Source organism: Clostridium carnis, from assembly GCF_054657435.1.
Window position 1 is genome coordinate 1,859,156 of record NZ_BAAHYS010000001.1, and the last position, 18,501, is coordinate 1,877,656.

Here is an 18,501-nt window from a genome sequence, read left to right on the forward strand (position 1 = left end):
ACATTATATAAAAAGGATCATTAATTCATGGTAATTAATGGTCTTTTTTATTTTTATAAAATATAAAGTAAATAGAAGTTATGTAGAGTAAAATAGAGAGAATTTTCAGTAAATTGGCAATATTGAACTTGTTTTAAAGTCGTATAAAGGGGTATAATATAGACAAGAAATAAATAAATTTGAAATCTTCTAAGGAATAAACTTAGAACTTAAAGAGAGGGGATGACCTTATATGAAAGTTTCAGTAATGGCAAAAAATATCGCGTTAACACCAGCATTAAAAGAGATGGTAGAAAAAAAGATTTCAAAGATGGATAGGTATTTCTCACCTGATGTAACTGCAAAAGCTACACTATCTGTACAAAAAAACAGGCAAACAGTAGAAGTTACAATACCATTTAATGGTGTTATTTTAAGAGCAGAGGAATCTACAGAGGATATGTATAAGTCTATAGATTTGGTAGCTTTAAAGCTTGAAAGACAAATAAGAAAACAAAGAACAAAACTTTCAAGAAGAAATAATGAATCATTAAGATTCCCTCAAATAGATGAGGTTGCTATTGAAGAAGATATTGTTGAAACAGATGGAAAGGTAGTGAAGATTAAGAAATTTGGAGTAAAGCCAATGTCAGTTGAAGAGGCAGTATTGCAAATGGAGTTACTTGGACATAGTTTCTTTGTATATCAAGATTCAGATGAAAATAAAATATGTGTTATGTATAAAAGAAAAGATGGAAATTACGGTTTACTAGAACCAGAATATATTTAAAAGGAAGTGCATAAGCACTTCTTTTTTTGATAAAAGCAAATATTGCTTTATTTTCTTGAATTAATAAGGGGTGAAATGGTATAATTTATAAATGATATAGAATATTCAAAAATAAATGAACTCAACATATAAAATAGAGTACTATTGAAAGGATAAGAAATATGGGATTCTTAGAAAAATTATTTGGAACATATAGTGAAAAGGAAGTAAAAAAACTACAAAAAACTGCAGATCAAATAGAGGCATTAGATGAAAGTATGCAAAAATTATCTGACGAGGAATTAAAGGCTAAGACAGATGAATTTAAGAAGAGAATTGCTAATGGAGAGTCATTAGAACATATTTTACCAGAAGCTTTTGCAGTTTGTAGAGAAGCGTCTTCTAGAGTGCTTGGAATGAAGCATTATAGAGTTCAGTTAATTGGTGGTATGGTTTTACATCAAGGTAGAATAGCTGAAATGAGAACAGGTGAAGGTAAAACTTTAGTTGCAACATTACCACTTTATTTAAATGCATTAACTGGAAATGGAGTACACTTAGTTACAGTTAATGATTATCTTGCAAAAAGAGACCAAGAATGGATGGGACAATTATATAGCTTTTTAGGATTAACATCAGGATGTATAGTACATGATTTAACTTCTGATCAAAGAAGAGAAGCATATGGTGCAGATATTACTTATGGAACAAACAATGAATTTGGATTTGATTATCTAAGAGATAATATGGTTGTATATAAAGAAGAAAGAGTTCAAAGAGGATTAAATTTTGCAGTTGTAGATGAAGTTGACTCAATTCTTATTGATGAAGCTAGAACTCCTCTTATTATTTCAGGAGCAGGAGAAAAATCAACTAAATTCTATAGCGTAGCAGATAATTTTGTTAAACAATTATTAGCAGAAAGAGATTTTACAATCGATGAAAAAGCAAATGCTGTAATGTTAACAGATGAAGGGGTTCAAAGAGCTGAAAGAGCGTTTGGAATAGAGAACTATGCAGATGCAGAACATCTTGAATTACAACACTATATAACTCAAGCATTAAAGGCTAATTATTCAATGAAAATAGATAAAGACTACATGGTAAAGGATGGTCAAGTAATAATAGTTGATGAATTTACAGGTAGACTTATGGAAGGAAGAAGATACTCAGATGGACTTCATCAAGCTATAGAAGCTAAAGAAGGAGTTAAAATAGAAAGAGAATCTAAAACTTTAGCTACAATAACATTCCAAAATTATTTTAGAATGTATAAAAAATTATCAGGAATGACTGGTACTGCTTTAACAGAAGAAAATGAATTTAGAGAAATTTACGCATTAGACGTTATTGAAATACCAACGCATAGACCTATTGCTAGACTTGATAATACTGATTTAATTTATAAAAATACAATAGGAAAATATAATGCTATTATTGAAGAAATAGCAAAATCTAATAAAAAAGGTCAACCAGTTTTAGTAGGTACAGTAAGTATTGAGAAATCAGAAATACTTTCAGCTTTACTTAAAAAGAGAGGTATTAAGCATCAAGTACTTAATGCTAAATATCATGAGCAAGAAGCCGAAATAATTTCTCATGCAGGAGAATTTGGAATGGTTACAATTGCTACAAATATGGCAGGTAGAGGTACTGATATAAAACTTGGAGAAGGTGTTGTTGAAGCTGGTGGTCTTAAGATTATTGGTACTGAAAGACATGAATCAAGAAGAATAGATAATCAGTTAAGAGGTAGATCAGGGCGTCAAGGAGATCCAGGAGAATCAACATTCTTTATTTCATTAGAAGATGATTTAATGAGAATATTTGGATCAGAAAAGATTCAAGGATTAATGGAAAAGTTAGGACTTGAAGATGATGAAGCAATAGATCACAAGATGGTAAGTAAGGCTTTAGAAAATGCTCAAAGAAAAGTTGAAGGAAATAACTTTGATATAAGAAAGAACCTTATTGGATATGATGATGTTATGAATATGCAAAGAGAGGTTATTTATAGACAAAGAACTGAAGTTTTAGAAGGTAAAGATCTTAAGGAACAAATTCAAGGCATGATTTCAGAGGTTGTATCTGATTCAGTTTCAGCTCATTTAGATGGTTCTGAAGAAAACTATGAAGAAGAATTAGGAAAGTTAATAAAATACTTAGAAGATATATGTTTACCACATGGAAGAGTTACAGTTGAAGAGTTAGCTAGTTTATCAAATGATGAAATAAAAGAAAAATTAACAAGCATATTAATGGAAATCTATAACTCTAAAGAGTTAGAGTTTGGTGAAGAAAGACTTAGAGAAATTGAAAGAGTAGTTCTTTTAAGAACTGTTGACCAAAAATGGATGACACATATAGATAATATGGATCATTTAAAGCAAGGTATTGGATTAAGAGCATATAAACAATTAGATCCAACACAAGCATACCAAATGGAAGGTAGTGCAATGTTTGAAGAAATGATCGAAGGAATTAAAATTGACACAGTGAAATTCCTATTCCATATTCAAATGGAAAAACCAGTTGAAAGAGAAAAGGTTGCAGAAGAAACATCAGCAAGTCATGGAAGCGGAGAGGGTACTGAAAGTAAAAAAGAACCAGTAAGAAATGAAGATAAAATTGGAAGAAACGAACCTTGTAGCTGTGGAAGTGGCAAAAAGTATAAGAACTGTTGTGGTAGAGAAGTATAATAAAAAAGTGCCTTAGGGCACTTTTTTAAATGAAAATATAATGTATTATTTAAATAATTAGATAGGATGTGATTAAGTGCTAATAAAATTAGAAACTGAGCTAACAAAACTTAGTGATATTAAAAAGAGCATAAAAGAAGTGGGGGCTTCTCTTTGACAAAGATGCATTAGAGAAACAAGTTAAAGAATTAGAACTTCAAATGCAAGAAAAAGGATTTTGGGATGATATAAAAAGAGCAGAAGAAGTAACAAAAGAAACTAAGAGGATAAAAGATAAAATAGAGAGATATGATTCTATTAGTAATAGACTTGAGGATGTAGAAGTTTTAATAGAACTTATAGAGGGAGACGATGAAGAGTCTGCTAATGAGATAATAAGTGAAATAAAGGCAATAGAAAAAGAAGTAGAAGAATATAGAATAGAAATGCTTTTATCAGGAGAATATGATAGAAATGATGCTATTTTAACTTTACATGCAGGTGTTGGAGGTTCAGATGCTAATGATTGGACTGAAATGTTACTTAGAATGTACACAAGATGGTGCGAAAAGAAATTCTTTAAGGTAGAAACAATAGACTATCTTGAAGGAGATGAAGCAGGTATAAAAAGCGTAACTCTTAAAGTTAAGGGAGAGTTTGCATATGGATATTTAAAGGCTGAAAAAGGAGTACATAGACTTGTTAGAATATCTCCATTTAATGCTAATGGTAAGAGGCAAACATCTTTTGCATCTATTGAAGTATTACCAGAACTTACAAAGGATCAAGATATAGATATTAGAACGGAAGATTTAAAGATCGATACCTTTAGAGCTAGTGGAGCTGGAGGTCAACACGTTAATAAAACAGAATCAGCTATTAGAATAACTCATTTACCTACAGGTATAGTTGTACAATGTCAAAACGAAAGAAGCCAATTTTCAAATAAAGATACTGCTATGGCTATGTTAAAGTCAAAGCTTATAGAATTAAAAGAAAGAGCACATAAAGAAAAAATAGAGGATCTTACTGGAGAATTAAAGGATATGGGTTGGGGAAGCCAAATACGTTCATATGTGTTCCATCCATATAATATGGTTAAAGATCATAGAACTAATGAAGAAACAGCTAATTTAAGTTCAGTTATGAATGGAGAAATTGATAATTTTATTACCGCATATCTAAAAGAAAGTAGTAAGTAAATTATTATTTAATAAAATGTACTAAGAGTGTAGGAGACAGCAATGTTCTAGCACTCTTTTTTTATTAACAATATTCTATTACTATAATAAGATTCATAAAATATAACGAAAAGAAGGATTCTTATATAAGGAGGAGTTATAATGGATCTTATTATTTTTGTTCCAATAGGAGCAACTATTGCTTTATTATTTGCGGCATACCTAGCAATTACTATTTTTAAAATGGACGAAGGAGAAGATGCTATAAAAAAAATAGCAGAGAGTATAAGAAAAGGTGCAAATGCATATTTAATTAGACAATATAAAGGTATTTCGATATTTTTTATAGGAATGTTTATAATATTCTTTGTATTAAGTAGAATGGGATATGTATCTATATTTGTACCTTTTGCTTTTATTACAGGAGGTTTTTTCTCAGGGCTTAGTGGATTTTTAGGAATGAAGGTAGCTACAAACTCTAATTCAAGAACTACAAATGCAGCTAAGAAAAGTCTTAATGGTGCTTTAAAGGTTGCTTTCGCCAGTGGGTCAGTAATGGGATTAGTAGTTGTAGGACTTGGTCTTTTAGATTTAGGTATATGGTATTATATACTTAGTTGGTATTATAAAGCATTACCTGAAATAGAAAGGATTGCGCAAATAACATCAACAATGTTAACCTTTGGTATGGGTGCATCTTCAATGGCATTATTTGCTAGAGTTGGAGGAGGAATTTTTACAAAGGCTGCAGATGTTGGAGCTGACCTAGTTGGAAAAGTTGAAATTGGTATACCAGAAGATGATCCGAGAAATCCAGCAGTAATAGCTGATAATGTAGGAGATAATGTAGGAGATGTAGCAGGGCTTGGAGCAGATTTATATGAATCTTATGTGGGGTCATTAGTTTCATCAACAGCCTTAGCAGTGGCAGCAGGACTAGGTATGAAAGGTGTTACAGTACCTTTACTTGTAGCAAGTCTTGGAGTAGTAGCATCAGTTATTTCAACGTTTTTTGTAAGATCTAAAGAAGATGCTACTCAAAAAAATTTATTAGGAGCTTTAAGAAGAGGTGTTTATGCATCAGGAATAATTGTAGCTATAGGAGCATTTTTCTTAGTTAAATCAATATTAGGAATGGAACATATAGGAATATATTTTAGTATATTATCAGGACTTATAGCAGGAATTTTAATAGGATATTTTACCGAGTATTATACTAGTGATAACTATAGCCCAACTAAGAAACTTGCAGAAGCAACTAAAACAGGCGCTGCAACAACTATAATAAATGGATTATCATTAGGGATGATGTCAACTGCTATGCCTGTAATAGTAGTTTCAATATCTATATTAATAAGCTTTAGTTTAGCAGGTGGAATGAAAGACTTTAATTTAGGTTTGTATGGAATAGCAATATCAGCTGTAGGTATGTTATCGACTTTAGGAATAACTTTAGCTACAGATGCATATGGACCAGTTGCAGATAATGCAGGTGGAATAGCAGAAATGTCAAATCAGGATCCGAAGGTTAGAAAGAGAACAGATGCATTAGATTCATTAGGAAATACAACTGCAGCTACAGGAAAAGGATTTGCAATAGGCTCAGCAGCTTTAACAGCACTAGCATTTATTGCGGCATATAAAGATTCAGTAGAAAATATAGTTAAAAGTGGAAAAGTAGAATTTACATTTAATTTATCAGTATTAAATCCACAAGTTCTTATAGGACTATTTATAGGTGGAATGGTTACTTTTTTATTTGCATCTAAAACTATGAATGCAGTTGGAAGAGCAGCAGGAAAGATAGTTGTAGAAGTAAGAAGGCAATTTAAAGAAATTAAGGGTCTTATGGAAGGAAAAGCAGAGCCAGATTATGCAGCTTGTGTTGATATATGTACTAAATCAGCTCAAAAAGAACTTATAGCAATAGCTGCAGTAGCTATTTTAACACCTTTAATAGTTGGAATATTTTTAGGGCCGAATGGAGTAGCTGGTTTACTTGCAGGATCAACAGTAACAGGATTTGTATTAGCAATTATGATGGCTAATTCAGGTGGTGCATGGGATAATGCAAAGAAATATATTGAATCAGGAGTTCTTGGAGGGAAAGGTTCAGATTGTCATAAGGCAGCAGTAGTAGGGGATACTGTTGGAGATCCATTTAAGGATACAACAGGACCATCATTAAATATATTAATAAAGCTTATGTCAATGGTATCAATAGTATTTGCAACATTCATTATAACATTTGGATTATTTTTATAAAAGGATGGGGATAAATTCCCCATCCTTTTACTTAAACTTTTTTAATGATTTAAATTTATTTATAAATGGTGCTGATAAAATAAAACCTAATAATATAGAAAATAATAATATTGAATATTTTGAGTGTAAGAATATATTAATAAATCCATAACTAGATTTATTTATAACATCCTTAGCAACTGAATAAGCACTATCTATAGCAGTGGTACTTATATAATCATATTTATCATTTGGTGTATGAATTTTTGACATATCACTGTGACAGAAGCTTAAGGAATCTATACCTAAATTATTGAAACTTGCATGGTCACTTGAATCTTGATAAGTAATTTCATAGCTTACATTATTTTTCTTTGAACTTTTTTCAACAGTTTTTAGAAGATCTGAATTTTTTTCTTTAAAAGATAGACCTTGCATAAATGTAATAGGAAAACCGTCACTACCTATCATATCAAAGTTTATTACTTCAGCTCCTTTTATTTTATCTATATTTTTCTCTGCAAATTCTTTAGAACCTAATAATCCAAACTCTTCAGCATTTAAAGCAACAAAGATAATATCACGTTTTGGTTTTCCATAAGTAGATAGACTTCTTTGAAGCTCTAGTAAGAAGGAAGTTCCAGATGCATTATCTAATGCTCCATAATAGGTATTTCCTAAACCATCTTTACCTAAATGATCATAATGAGCAGTAAGTATAAGAGGTGGTAATTTTTCAGATCGTCCTTTTATAACACCTACAATATTAGAAATACTTTTTTCCTCAGTGGAGAAAGGAATAGATACTGATACTTCTAAACCAGCACGAACTGAATCTAAAATTTTATTATAGGTATTAGTGGTAATCATAATTACCATATCATAAGGAAAATTACTAACAAATGAACTTCTAAAAGATAAATCTTTATCAGGAGAAACGTAAAATAAAAACTTTCCATTTTCGGTAATTACGTCGATTGAATTAGTGTACATGTTGATTTTGTCACTTTTAGAAAAAGTTACACTATTCTTTTTAAAGTTTAGCATATCTTCTTTAAAATCTACTCCATATTTTAATTTTTCAACAATAACTCCATTAGAAGAAATTTGCATATTAGGGCTAGTGTTAGTAGGAACTGGACAAAGTGTTTTAAAGTCCTCTCTGTAAGTGTCATTAAGAGGAATAAGTTTGTTATCTTCAAAGTTCTTTCTAATAACTTCACCGATTAAATTGTTTTCAGCACTTCCCGGTAATCTACCTTTATAAGTGTCAGATGAAAATATTGCTATATTATTTTTTACATTTTCTGAATTAAAAGGTGAGTATGTAAAATTAAAAAATATAGAGATACTTAAACATATAATTGAAACTGTTAAGGATGCTGAGTAAATAATTTTTTTCTTCATAAAATAAAACTCCTTAAATAATAGTTCTAATTAATACTATTATCTAAAGAGTAATATTATGAAAGATTATTAAAAATAGAGTTTATAATAAATAATTAAGCTTTTTTATATACTAAATCTACGAAGCCATATGTTACTGAGAATAGTAGACATATATATATAAATATATTAAGTTGTTTATTTACTATAGAAAAAACTCCACCTACAATTGTACAAAAAAGTATTATACAATTTATAAATTTAGAAAGACCAGAGCTACTAGTTATAATTTCTTTAGTAGAAGATAATAAAACTAATATAAGTGTTAGAAATACAAAAACATTTTTAAGTGTATCCGAAAATTGAATAACATAATATTCATTTAAAATTAGAAAAGATATAAAAAGTATTAAAAGAATATTTATAATCTTATTAATTATTAATATAAATTTATTCATAACATCACCTATTTGTAAAATATTTACAGTTAAATTATAACTATAAATTTACATAATATCAATAGTATATAGAAAAGAGAGAAAAATAGTTTTCGAGAAGATTTTACAAAATTTTTAAAAAATTTTTAAAAAATATAGTTAATGTTTAATTATTAATTAGAGTGTGGAAAACTTATAATCCATAATTTGAAAAATATAGGAAAATAATATATTATATACTTATATAACATATTATTTTGTAATAAATATCATTATCTTAATATTGGAAAGGTAAATTATTATGTTAGTTAAGTTGAAAAGGAAGGAAGTAATTTTTGAAAAGCTATTGGAAATGAGTAGTTACAGTTGTAAAGGTATTACAACTCAACAGTTAGCTAATGAATTAGGAATAAGCAGAGCTAATATAAGTAATGAACTTAATAAATTATATGAGATAGGAAAAGTAAGAAAATCAAATGGAAGACCGGTGCTTTATTTTCCAGTAATTGAAGAGAAAAAAGATATAATGAAGAGCGATTATATTAAAGCTGTAGATAGTTCGTTAGATAACTTTATAAAATTAAATCCGAGTTTAAGAGGAGTTATAAATCAAGGAAAGGCTGCTATATTATATCCACCTGAAGGAATGAATATGCTAATATTAGGGGAAACTGGAGTAGGTAAATCTATGTTTGCAGAACTAGTACATAGATATTCTATTGAGGTGAAAAGGATTAGAAAAAATGCTCCGTTCATAGTATTTAACTGTGCAGATTATGTTAATAATCCACAATTATTATTAAGTCAGTTATTCGGAATAAAAAAGGGAGCATATACAGGAGCTAATGAGGATAAGCCAGGATTAATTGAAAAAGCTAATAATGGAATATTATTTTTAGATGAAGTACATAGGTTACCATCAGAAGGTCAAGAAATGCTTTTCGTATTTTTAGATCAAGGTAAGTTTAGAAGATTGGGAGAAACAGAGTTTGATAGGAAAGCGAAAGTTCTTATAATATGTGCAACTACAGAAGATCCTAATTCTACATTATTAAATACATTTACTAGAAGAATTCCAATGACTATTAGAATCCCTAATCTTAAAGAAAGAGGATATAAAGAGAGACTTAATCTTATAATTAATTTTTTTAAAGAAGAAAGTTTTAAATTTAAGCAAGATATAAAGATATCTATAAACTCTTTAAAAGCATTTTTGAAATATCCATGTAGTAATAATATAGGGCAATTAAGAGCTGATATACAATTGGTTTCAGCCAAAGTATATGCAGATTTTTTAACAGAGAAAAAGGGATCTATTAAAATTAATTCATGTGATTTACCTAAATATATAGAAGATTATATTAATGTATCTAGCAATATAGATGAAATAATTAATAATATGAATATAGATAGTAAATATATAACAATAAATCAAGAAGAGGATATAAAATTACTAAATCAAGATAATATAAATGATAATATATATGAGCTTATAATAAATAAGGTACATGAATTAAGAGATGCTAAAAATAGCGAAGTTGATTTTACTAAGATTATTTACAATGAGTTCAATGAATATTTTAACAAGTATATACCATATGTTAATGAATATGATAAAAATATGTTAGGTAGTTTAATTGATGAAAGTATTATTGGATTATTGAATAATATCAAAGACTTAGTTTATAAGAAATTAAATAAAAAAATAAGTAAAAATACAAGTATAGGAATTATGTTGTATTTAAACACTGCAATAAATCAGTTAGCTTATAATAAAAGAGTTATGAATCCCCAATTATTATATATTAGAACAAAATACAGGGTAGAGTTTGAAACAGCATTAGAAATAATTAAATTAATAGAAGAAAAATTAGATAGAACACTTTCAATAGATGATGCTGGATATATTACTTTATTTTTAACTAGAAATGATAAAGGTTCACTTGAATCAAATAATAGGGTTGGAGTAATAGTATTGTGTCATGGTGATTCAACAGCAACATCAATGGCCAAAGTAGCTAATGATATTCTAGAAGAAAAGTATGCCATAGGAATAAATTTACCATTAAATAAAAGTAGAGTTGAGATATTACAGTTATTAAGAGAGTATATTAAAAATGATTATAAAGAGGAAGGATACTTATTTTTGGTAGACATGGGATCTTTAGTTTCAATTGGAACAATACTAGAGGAAGAGTTTAATATAAAGTCAAGACAGATAAATAATGTAAGTACAATTCATGTTATAGAAGCGACTAGAAAAGCTATTATGGGGGAAAAGTTAGAGGATATATATAATAGTTTAAGTAGAGATGAAAATATTAAATATATTATTAAAGATAATAAAGAGAAAAGAAAGTATTCAATTGTAACTGCATGTCTTACAGGAGAAGGTAGTGCATCAATTATGGCTAAATATCTTAAAGGTCGATTAAGATATAATAAAAATATTTTTGAGATAATTCCTTTAAGCATTAATAATAAAAATGAATTTAATCAATCAATTAAAAATATAGAGCTAGAAAGTGAAATTATATGTATAGTGAGTTCTTTAAAACTATCTCTTGATATTCCACAATATACACTAGATGAAATGTTAAGTTTAAAAGCAATAAGTAAAATACAAGATATAATAGATATTAAATATACTTATGAAGAACTAAAAGAAACCTTTAAGGAACATATAAAAAATACTGATGGTGAAATTCTTTATAATGATGTTGTTAATTTATTATTTAGTTTTCAAAAAAGTACTAATAAAATTTTAAGTACAGAATTATTTATACCAATGGCATTACATATTGCTTGTATGGTAGATAGACTTTTAAAAGAAGATGTAAATGTAGAATTTAAAGAAAGTAATGAGTATAAAAATAATAATATAGAAATGTATAATTTAGTAGTTAAAGAATTGGAGATTATTTCTAATAAATATAATATACACATTACTCAAGATGAATATTGCTATATAACAGAATTTTTCTTAGAAATATAGAGATAAAGAAATAGTGTTTTAATTAGTGTTAAAACACTATTTTTTTAGTGTTTCAACGAATGGTTTATTTAAAAAGTGTTTGAAACACTAAAGCATTAGCATAGATAATATAAAGATTTAGAATTTTGGCATGAAAAATGCTTATAAAATAAATGTAATTATAAGCTTATAAAATTAGAGATATATTTAGGGAGGAATTATAATGGTAAAAATTTTATTATGTTGTGCAGCTGGAATGTCTACCAGTCTATTAGTAAGTAAAATGGAAGAAGCAGCAGAAAAAAAAGGATTAGAAAGTAAAATACGGGCAGTATCTGTAGCAGATTTAGAATCTCATATTAAAGATGTAGATGTAGTTTTAGTAGGCCCACAAATTAGGTTTAAGCTTAAATATATAAATACAATAGCAGAAGAATTTTCTATACCGGTAAGTTTAATAAATACTGTAGATTATGGAAGAGTTGATGGAGAAAAAGTACTTAAATTAGCATTAGATTTAATTGAAAGGGGATAATTAATATGGATAAAATTGTTTCATTAATAGAAAGAATACTTATGCCTATAGCTGAAAAAATATCAGATCAAAAACATTTATCAGCTATGAAAGATGGTTTATTATTAGTTATGCCATTAACAATAGTTGGATCTTTATTTTTAGTAATTGCAAGTTTACCTATACCTGGATATCCTGAATTTATGGCTTCAATATTTGGTGATTTATGGGCAGATAAATTAGGTTATGTAGTTGGAGTTACAATGGATTTAATGGGGTTAATAGCGGTAGTTGGAATAGCTTATAGGTTATCTAATTTATATAAGGTTGAAGCATTATCAGGTGCAATTATAGCATTAGTATGCTTTTTCCTAGTTACACCATATAAGATAAACTTTCTTCAAGAAGGTGCAGCAGATCCTATTATAGTTAAGGGAATTCCATTAGCATTAATGGGAAGTAAGGGATTATTTGTAGCAATTATAGTAGCATTAATATCAACAGAAATATATAGAAAAGTTATTCAAAAGGATATAGTAATAAAAATGCCAAAAGGAGTACCGTCAGCAGTATCACAATCATTTGCAGCATTAATACCAGCAACAATATGTATAACATTCTTTTGGATAGTAAGAATACTACTAGAACTTACATCATTTGGAGATGTACATCAGCTTATAACAACTGTTATAAGTACTCCTTTATCAGGACTTGGAAATAGTTTATTTGGTGCAATAATTTATGCTTTATTAGTTGGATTATTCTGGTGCTTTGGTATTCATGGTGGAGCAATTATGAATGGTGTTCTAGGACCAGTTCTAATAACTTTAAATGATGCCAATAGATTAGCATTTGAAGCAGGTCAACCAGTGACAAATACAGTAACTAATACATTTTTTGATATATTTATATTTGCAGGTGGTGCAGGAGCAACATTAGTCTTTACATTATTAATGGTCTATAGAGCAAAAAGTAAACAATTAAAGTCTTTAGGAAGATTATCAATAGGTTCAGGGTTATTTAATATAAATGAACCTATAATGTTTGGAACACCGATAGTTTTAAATCCTATGTTAATGCTTCCTTTTGTTCTAGCACCAGTGGTTATGGTAATAATATCATATTTTGCAATGGAAACTGGGCTTGTATCAAGGCCAGTAGGAATAGCGGTACCTTGGACAACCCCTATTTTTATAAGTGGGTATTTAGCAACTGGAGGGAAAATATCAGGTGTAGTATTACAACTTGTTAACTTTGTAGTATCAATGTTAATATATTATCCATTCTTCCGTATGTGGGATAAACAAAAACTTCAAGAAGAAGAAATAATAAATGTTGAGAGTGGAAATTATATAGAAGAATAATAAGAAGATTAAATACGTATTAACGAGGGATGTGAGAGTATGAAAATGGAAGAGATAGTAATGACTATAATCATAAATGGTGGAAATTCTAAAAGTTATGTTATGGAAGCAATAGAAGAAGCTAAAAATAATAATTTTGATAAAGCTAGAGAATTAATAAAAAAAGCGGATGAGGAACTTAAAAAAGCTCATGCTATACAAACGGAACTAATACAAAATGAAGCTAGGGGAGAAAAAATTACAATAGAACTATTAATGGTACATGCACAAGACCATTTAATGAATGCAATAACAGTTAGGGATTTAGGCGAGCAGTTTGTTAATATGTATGAGAAATTTTCAAAGGAGTATTAAAGATGAGTGGATTAAAGATTGTTACAATTGGAGGAGGTTCAAGTTATACACCAGAGTTAGTTGAGGGATTTATAAAAAGATATAATGAACTCCCAATAAAAGAATTATGGTTAGTTGATATAGAAGATGGAAAAGAAAAGCTGGAAATTGTTGGTGAATTAGCAAAAAGAATGGTTAAAAAAGCGGGATTACCAATAGAAATTCATTTAACTCTGGATAGAAGAGAGGCACTAAAAGATGCAGATTTTGTAACGACTCAACTAAGAGTAGGTTTATTAGATGCTAGAATTAAAGATGAGAGGATCCCTTTAAGTCATGGATATATTGGACAAGAAACAAATGGAGCAGGTGGATTATTTAAGGGATTAAGAACAATTCCAGTATTAATAGATATTACAAAGGAAATGAAAGAGTTATGTCCAAATGCTTGGTTAATTAACTTTACAAATCCAGTAGGAATGGTTACAGAAGCTTTATTAAAATATGGGGCAATAGATAAAGTAATAGGATTATGTAATGTACCAATAGGATTAGAAAAATCAACTGCTAAGCTTTTAGGTGTTGATTTTAATAGAATAAGAATTGACTTTGCAGGATTAAATCATATGGTATTTGGATTAAATATTTATCTAGATGGAAATTTAGTTACTAAAAATGTAATAGATAAAATAATTGAATCAGATGCGAGTTCAGAGGTTAAGAATATAGATGAAGTTAAATGGCAAAAAGAATTTTTACAAGGATTAGAAGTATTACCTTGTAGTTATTCAAAATATTATTTTATGAAAGACTATATGTTAAATAATGAACTTGAAAAGTTTAATGCAAATGGTACTAGAGCAGAAGTTGTTAAAGCTTTAGAAAGTGAACTTTTTGAATTATATAAGGATCCTAATTTGGATATTAAACCACCACAATTAGAAGAAAGAGGTGGAGCATACTATAGTGATGCTGCTTGTAGACTAATAAACTCTATTTATAATGATAAGGGTGATATACAGCCAGTTGATACAAGAAATAAGGGTGCTATAGCAGATTTAGATTATAACTCTGCAGTTGAAGTAAGCTGTATAATAACTAAAGATGGTCCTAAACCTATAACTATTGGTCATTTACCAGTTCAAATAAGAGGATTAATACAACAAATAAAGAGTTTTGAAATTTTGGGAGCAAAAGCTGCTGCAGAAGGTGATTATAATGCAGGACTAGTCGCTATGACTATAAATCCATTAGTTCAATCAGATAAAGCTGCTAAAATATTATTTGATGAGTTATTAGAGGCTCATAAAAAGTATTTACCTAAATTTGAATTAAAATAAGGAGAAATATAAAATGAAATTAATAGTAAATTCAGATGATTTTGGTATATCAAAAGCTGTTAATCTAGGAATTATAGAAGCGCATAAAAATGGAGTGGTAACGTCTACTACATTAATGTGTAATATGGAAAGTGCTAAAAATGCTGTTGATATTTCAAGAGAATATAAAGATTTAGGAATAGGGATACACTTAGTTTTAACAGCAGGATATCCATTAGCAAAGGATGTGAATTCTTTAGTAGATGAAAATGGCAAGTTTCTAAAAATGGATAAAATAAGGGAGTTAGCCCAAATTGATGATATAAGAAAAGAGTTTAGATGTCAAATGAATAAATTTCTTTCTTTTGGAATAAAGCCAACTCATATTGATAGTCATCACCATGTTCATTCTATTCCTAAAGTTTTGGAGGTAGTTAAAGAATTAGCATTAGAATATAACCTTCCTGTTAGATTAATAGAGGCAGAGAATAAAAGTATTCCAGAAGAAATAAAAAAGACAGATAAATTTATTGGAAGCTTCTATGATTTGGGGAATATTGACCCAGAAGGATTTATCAATATTTTAGAAAAAAATATTGATATAAAAGTTTTAGAAATAATGTGCCATCCAGGCTATTTAGATGATTATATAATAAGCAACAGCTCATATTGTATTCAAAGAACAAAAGAGTTAAAAACATTAACTAGTAATATGGTGAAGAATTATATTAAATTAAACAAAATAGAATTAGTAAACTTCAATGAAATAAACAAATAGGTATATAAAAACTACATCTTCTAATGTTAATAAGAAGATGTAGTTTTTATATATAATTAGATAAATTTGTAATATTATAATATACTATATTATGTAGATTGTAGTTATAAATTTAGGAGGTTAATCAATGGTTAATATTGAAGCAAGAATATCAGAAGAACTTGGAATAAAATTAAGTCAAGTAGAAAATGTTATAAATCTTTTAGATGAAGGAAATACAGTTCCATTTATATCAAGATATAGAAAAGAACAAACTGGTGGGTTATCAGATGAAGTTTTAAGAAAATTTCAAGAAAGATTAGTTTACTTAAGAAATTTAAATGAAAGAAAAGAAGATGTATTAAGACTAATTAATGAGCAAGGTAAGTTAACAGAAGAGATACAAAAAGCATTAGAAAAAGCAGTTACTTTAACAGAAGTTGAAGATATATATAGACCATATAAACAAAAGAAAAGAACTAGAGCAACTATTGCATTAGAAAAAGGATTAAAGCCACTTGCAGAGATAATATTATTAGGTAAGTTTACAGGTAATATTAAAGAAGAGGGAGGCAACTATATAAATGAAGAGAAAGGTGTTAACACTTCTGATGAAGCAATAAGTGGCGCACTTGATATAGTTGCAGAAATAATTTCAGATGAAGCTAAGTATAGAAAATGGATAAGAGAATTAGTATTAAGAGAAGGAAAAATTGAATCTAAAGGAAGTAGTGAAGATACAACTCCATATGAAATGTACTATGAATATAGTGAAGAAGTAGGAAAGATACCTCCACATAGAATTCTTGCTATAAATAGAGGAGAAAAAGAAAAAATACTTTCTGTAAAAATTGCTATAAATGAAGAAAAGATACTAAATTACTTAGAAAGAGAATTGTTAAAGGAAAATGAAGTTACTGATAAGTATTTAAAAGAAGCAATTAAGGATGCACTAAAAAGATTAATATATCCATCCATTGAAAGAGAAGTAAGAAGTGAACTTACTGATATTGGAGAAGAAGGAGCTATTAAAATATTTAAAGAAAATTTAAAAGCATTACTTATGCAAGCTCCTATTAAAGGAAAAGTTGTTATGGGATATGATCCTGGATTTAGAACTGGATGTAAAATAGCTGTTTTAGATAGTACAGGTAAATTTTTAGAAAAGGCAACTGTTTTTCCAACTGTACCTAGAAATGATATTGAAGGAACTAAAAAAATATTAAAAGAATTAATTAACAAACATAATGTAGATGTAATTTCTTTAGGGAATGGAACGGCATCAAGAGAATCAGAAGAAGTAATATCAGAAATAATTACTGAAGTTAGAAATGAAACAGGTAAAGACCTTGCATATGTAATTGTTTCAGAAGCAGGGGCATCGGTTTATTCAGCATCAGAACTTGCAACTAAAGAATATCCAGATTTAGATGTAACTATAAGAGGTGCTATTTCAATAGGAAGAAGACTTCAAGATCCTATGGCAGAACTTGTTAAAATTGATCCTAAAGCTATTGGAGTAGGGCAATATCAGCATGATGTTACACAAAAGAGATTAGAAGAATCACTTGCAGGTGTTGTAGAGGATTCAGTTAATAAGGTTGGAGTAGATTTAAATACAGCAACCCCATCATTACTTACTCATATAGCTGGCATTAATTCTACAATAGCAAATAATATAGTATTATATAGAGATGAAGTTGGAGAATTTAAAAGTAGAAAAGAACTTTTAAAAGTTAAGAGGTTAGGACAAAAAGCATATGAACAATGTGCAGGATTTTTAAGAGTAATGGAAAGTAAAGAGCCGTTAGATAATACATCAGTTCATCCGGAAAGTTATAAAGTTGCTTCAAAATTAATAGAAGTTTTAGGTTATACAAAAAATGATTTAAAAAATAGAAAATTAGATGATATAGAAGATAGAGTAAAAGAAAAAGGAATAAATAATCTTGTTAATGAATTAGAAGTTGGGGAACCTACTTTAAAAGATATTATAAAAGAACTTCAAAAACCAGGAAGAGATCCAAGAGAAGAAATGCCAAAACCGATATTAAAAACTGGAGTAATAGACTTAAAGGATTTAACATCAGGAATGGTTTTAATGGGAACAGTTAGAAATGTTTCAGATTTTGGTGCGTTTGTTGATATTGGAGTACATCAAGATGGTTTAGTTCATAAAAGTCAAATGGCAGATAGATTTGTAAAACATCCGTTAGATATTGTTAAGGTAGGAGATGTAATAAAGGTTAGGATAATGGAAGTAGATACAAAGAGAAAAAGAATTTCATTATCTATGAAGGATTTAAAAGAAATATAATAAAAAACTTGAACAAATTTGAAAATACGAATATAATATAAGTATAATATAAATTAAAATTATCTTCAGGGCGGGGCGTGATTCCCCACCGGCGGTATAGCCCGCGAGCTACTTGTAGCATGATTCGGTGAAACTCCGAGGCCGACAGTATAGTCTGGATGAAAGAAGGTAAGAGGTTAGAATTGTTTATTATTGTTTTATGTAGTAAGCATATCTAGTTCTTGTGAATTTTTGCCCTGATGTTATTAA

The 18,501-nt window shown here is 28.7% G+C and carries 13 protein-coding genes and 1 riboswitch; of the genes, 11 read left to right on the top strand and 2 right to left on the bottom strand.

The genetic code is table 11. The features are described 5' to 3' along the window. The first annotated feature begins 232 nt into the window (after positions 1 to 232). The 4 genes from hpf (at position 233) to ACYQ1T_RS08970 (ending at position 6,872) form a co-directional block, all read left to right on the top strand. Positions 233 to 769: a ribosome hibernation-promoting factor, HPF/YfiA family gene (hpf, locus tag ACYQ1T_RS08955; RefSeq protein WP_459834080.1), complete on the top strand. Its 537-nt coding sequence runs from the start codon at positions 233 to 235 to the stop codon at positions 767 to 769. 161 nt (positions 770 to 930) lie between these two features. Beyond that, on the top strand, positions 931 to 3,447 hold the full coding sequence (gene secA / locus ACYQ1T_RS08960; protein ID WP_459834082.1) for a preprotein translocase subunit SecA: 2,517 nt from the start codon (positions 931 to 933) through the stop codon (positions 3,445 to 3,447). Positions 3,448 to 3,523: 76 nt separating this feature from the next. Beyond that, a protein-coding gene (gene prfB, locus ACYQ1T_RS08965) for a peptide chain release factor 2 (RefSeq protein WP_459834084.1) occupies positions 3,524 to 4,628 on the top strand; the annotation gives its coding sequence in 2 pieces (ribosomal slippage) (positions 3,524 to 3,601 and positions 3,603 to 4,628; 1,104 coding nt in all). A 141-nt stretch (positions 4,629 to 4,769) separates the two neighbouring features. Next, the gene (locus ACYQ1T_RS08970; protein WP_459834086.1) at positions 4,770 to 6,872 is read left to right on the top strand and encodes a sodium-translocating pyrophosphatase; all 2,103 of its coding nucleotides are present in this window, start codon (positions 4,770 to 4,772) and stop codon (positions 6,870 to 6,872) included. A 27-nt stretch (positions 6,873 to 6,899) separates the two neighbouring features. On the opposite strand, the gene ACYQ1T_RS08975 is transcribed toward ACYQ1T_RS08970, so the two are convergent. Together ACYQ1T_RS08975 and ACYQ1T_RS08980 are read right to left on the bottom strand one after the other, a co-directional pair. Beyond that, the gene (locus ACYQ1T_RS08975; RefSeq protein ID WP_459834088.1) at positions 6,900 to 8,258 is read right to left on the bottom strand and encodes a M28 family metallopeptidase; all 1,359 of its coding nucleotides are present in this window, start codon (positions 8,256 to 8,258) and stop codon (positions 6,900 to 6,902) included. Positions 8,259 to 8,353: 95 nt separating this feature from the next. Continuing rightward, positions 8,354 to 8,695: a hypothetical protein gene (locus tag ACYQ1T_RS08980; protein WP_459834090.1), complete on the bottom strand. Its 342-nt coding sequence runs from the start codon at positions 8,693 to 8,695 to the stop codon at positions 8,354 to 8,356. Between the two features lie 331 nt (positions 8,696 to 9,026). On the opposite strand from ACYQ1T_RS08980, the gene ACYQ1T_RS08985 reads away from it, so the two are divergent. The 7 genes from ACYQ1T_RS08985 to ACYQ1T_RS09015 all read left to right on the top strand — a co-directional run bounded on the left by ACYQ1T_RS08985 (position 9,027) and on the right by ACYQ1T_RS09015 (position 18,252). Then, complete coding sequence (locus ACYQ1T_RS08985; RefSeq protein WP_459834092.1) at positions 9,027 to 11,669, top strand: sigma-54-dependent transcriptional regulator; 2,643 nt, start codon at positions 9,027 to 9,029, stop codon at positions 11,667 to 11,669. 202 nt (positions 11,670 to 11,871) lie between these two features. Beyond that, positions 11,872 to 12,183, top strand: coding sequence for a PTS sugar transporter subunit IIB (locus ACYQ1T_RS08990; RefSeq protein WP_459834094.1), 312 nt, complete (start codon positions 11,872 to 11,874; stop codon positions 12,181 to 12,183). Between the two features lie 5 nt (positions 12,184 to 12,188). Further along, positions 12,189 to 13,526: a PTS cellobiose transporter subunit IIC gene (celB, locus tag ACYQ1T_RS08995; protein WP_459834096.1), complete on the top strand. Its 1,338-nt coding sequence runs from the start codon at positions 12,189 to 12,191 to the stop codon at positions 13,524 to 13,526. Positions 13,527 to 13,571: 45 nt separating this feature from the next. Then, positions 13,572 to 13,880 carry a PTS lactose/cellobiose transporter subunit IIA gene (locus ACYQ1T_RS09000; protein WP_459836503.1) on the top strand — a complete coding sequence of 103 codons (309 nt, stop codon included), beginning with the start codon at positions 13,572 to 13,574 and terminating at the stop codon, positions 13,878 to 13,880. 2 nt (positions 13,881 to 13,882) lie between these two features. Next, entirely contained in the window at positions 13,883 to 15,199 is a 1,317-nt protein-coding gene (locus ACYQ1T_RS09005) for a 6-phospho-beta-glucosidase (protein ID WP_459834098.1), read from the top strand. A gap of 13 nt (positions 15,200 to 15,212) precedes the next feature. Continuing rightward, entirely contained in the window at positions 15,213 to 15,956 is a 744-nt protein-coding gene (gene chbG / locus ACYQ1T_RS09010; protein WP_459834100.1) for a chitin disaccharide deacetylase, read from the top strand. 127 nt (positions 15,957 to 16,083) lie between these two features. Then, positions 16,084 to 18,252 (top strand): Tex family protein, encoded by a 2,169-nt coding sequence (locus ACYQ1T_RS09015; protein WP_459834102.1) that lies wholly within the window; start codon positions 16,084 to 16,086, stop codon positions 18,250 to 18,252. 57 nt (positions 18,253 to 18,309) lie between these two features. Beyond that, a riboswitch (FMN riboswitch) is annotated at positions 18,310 to 18,426 on the top strand. Positions 18,427 to 18,501 lie beyond the last annotated feature (75 nt).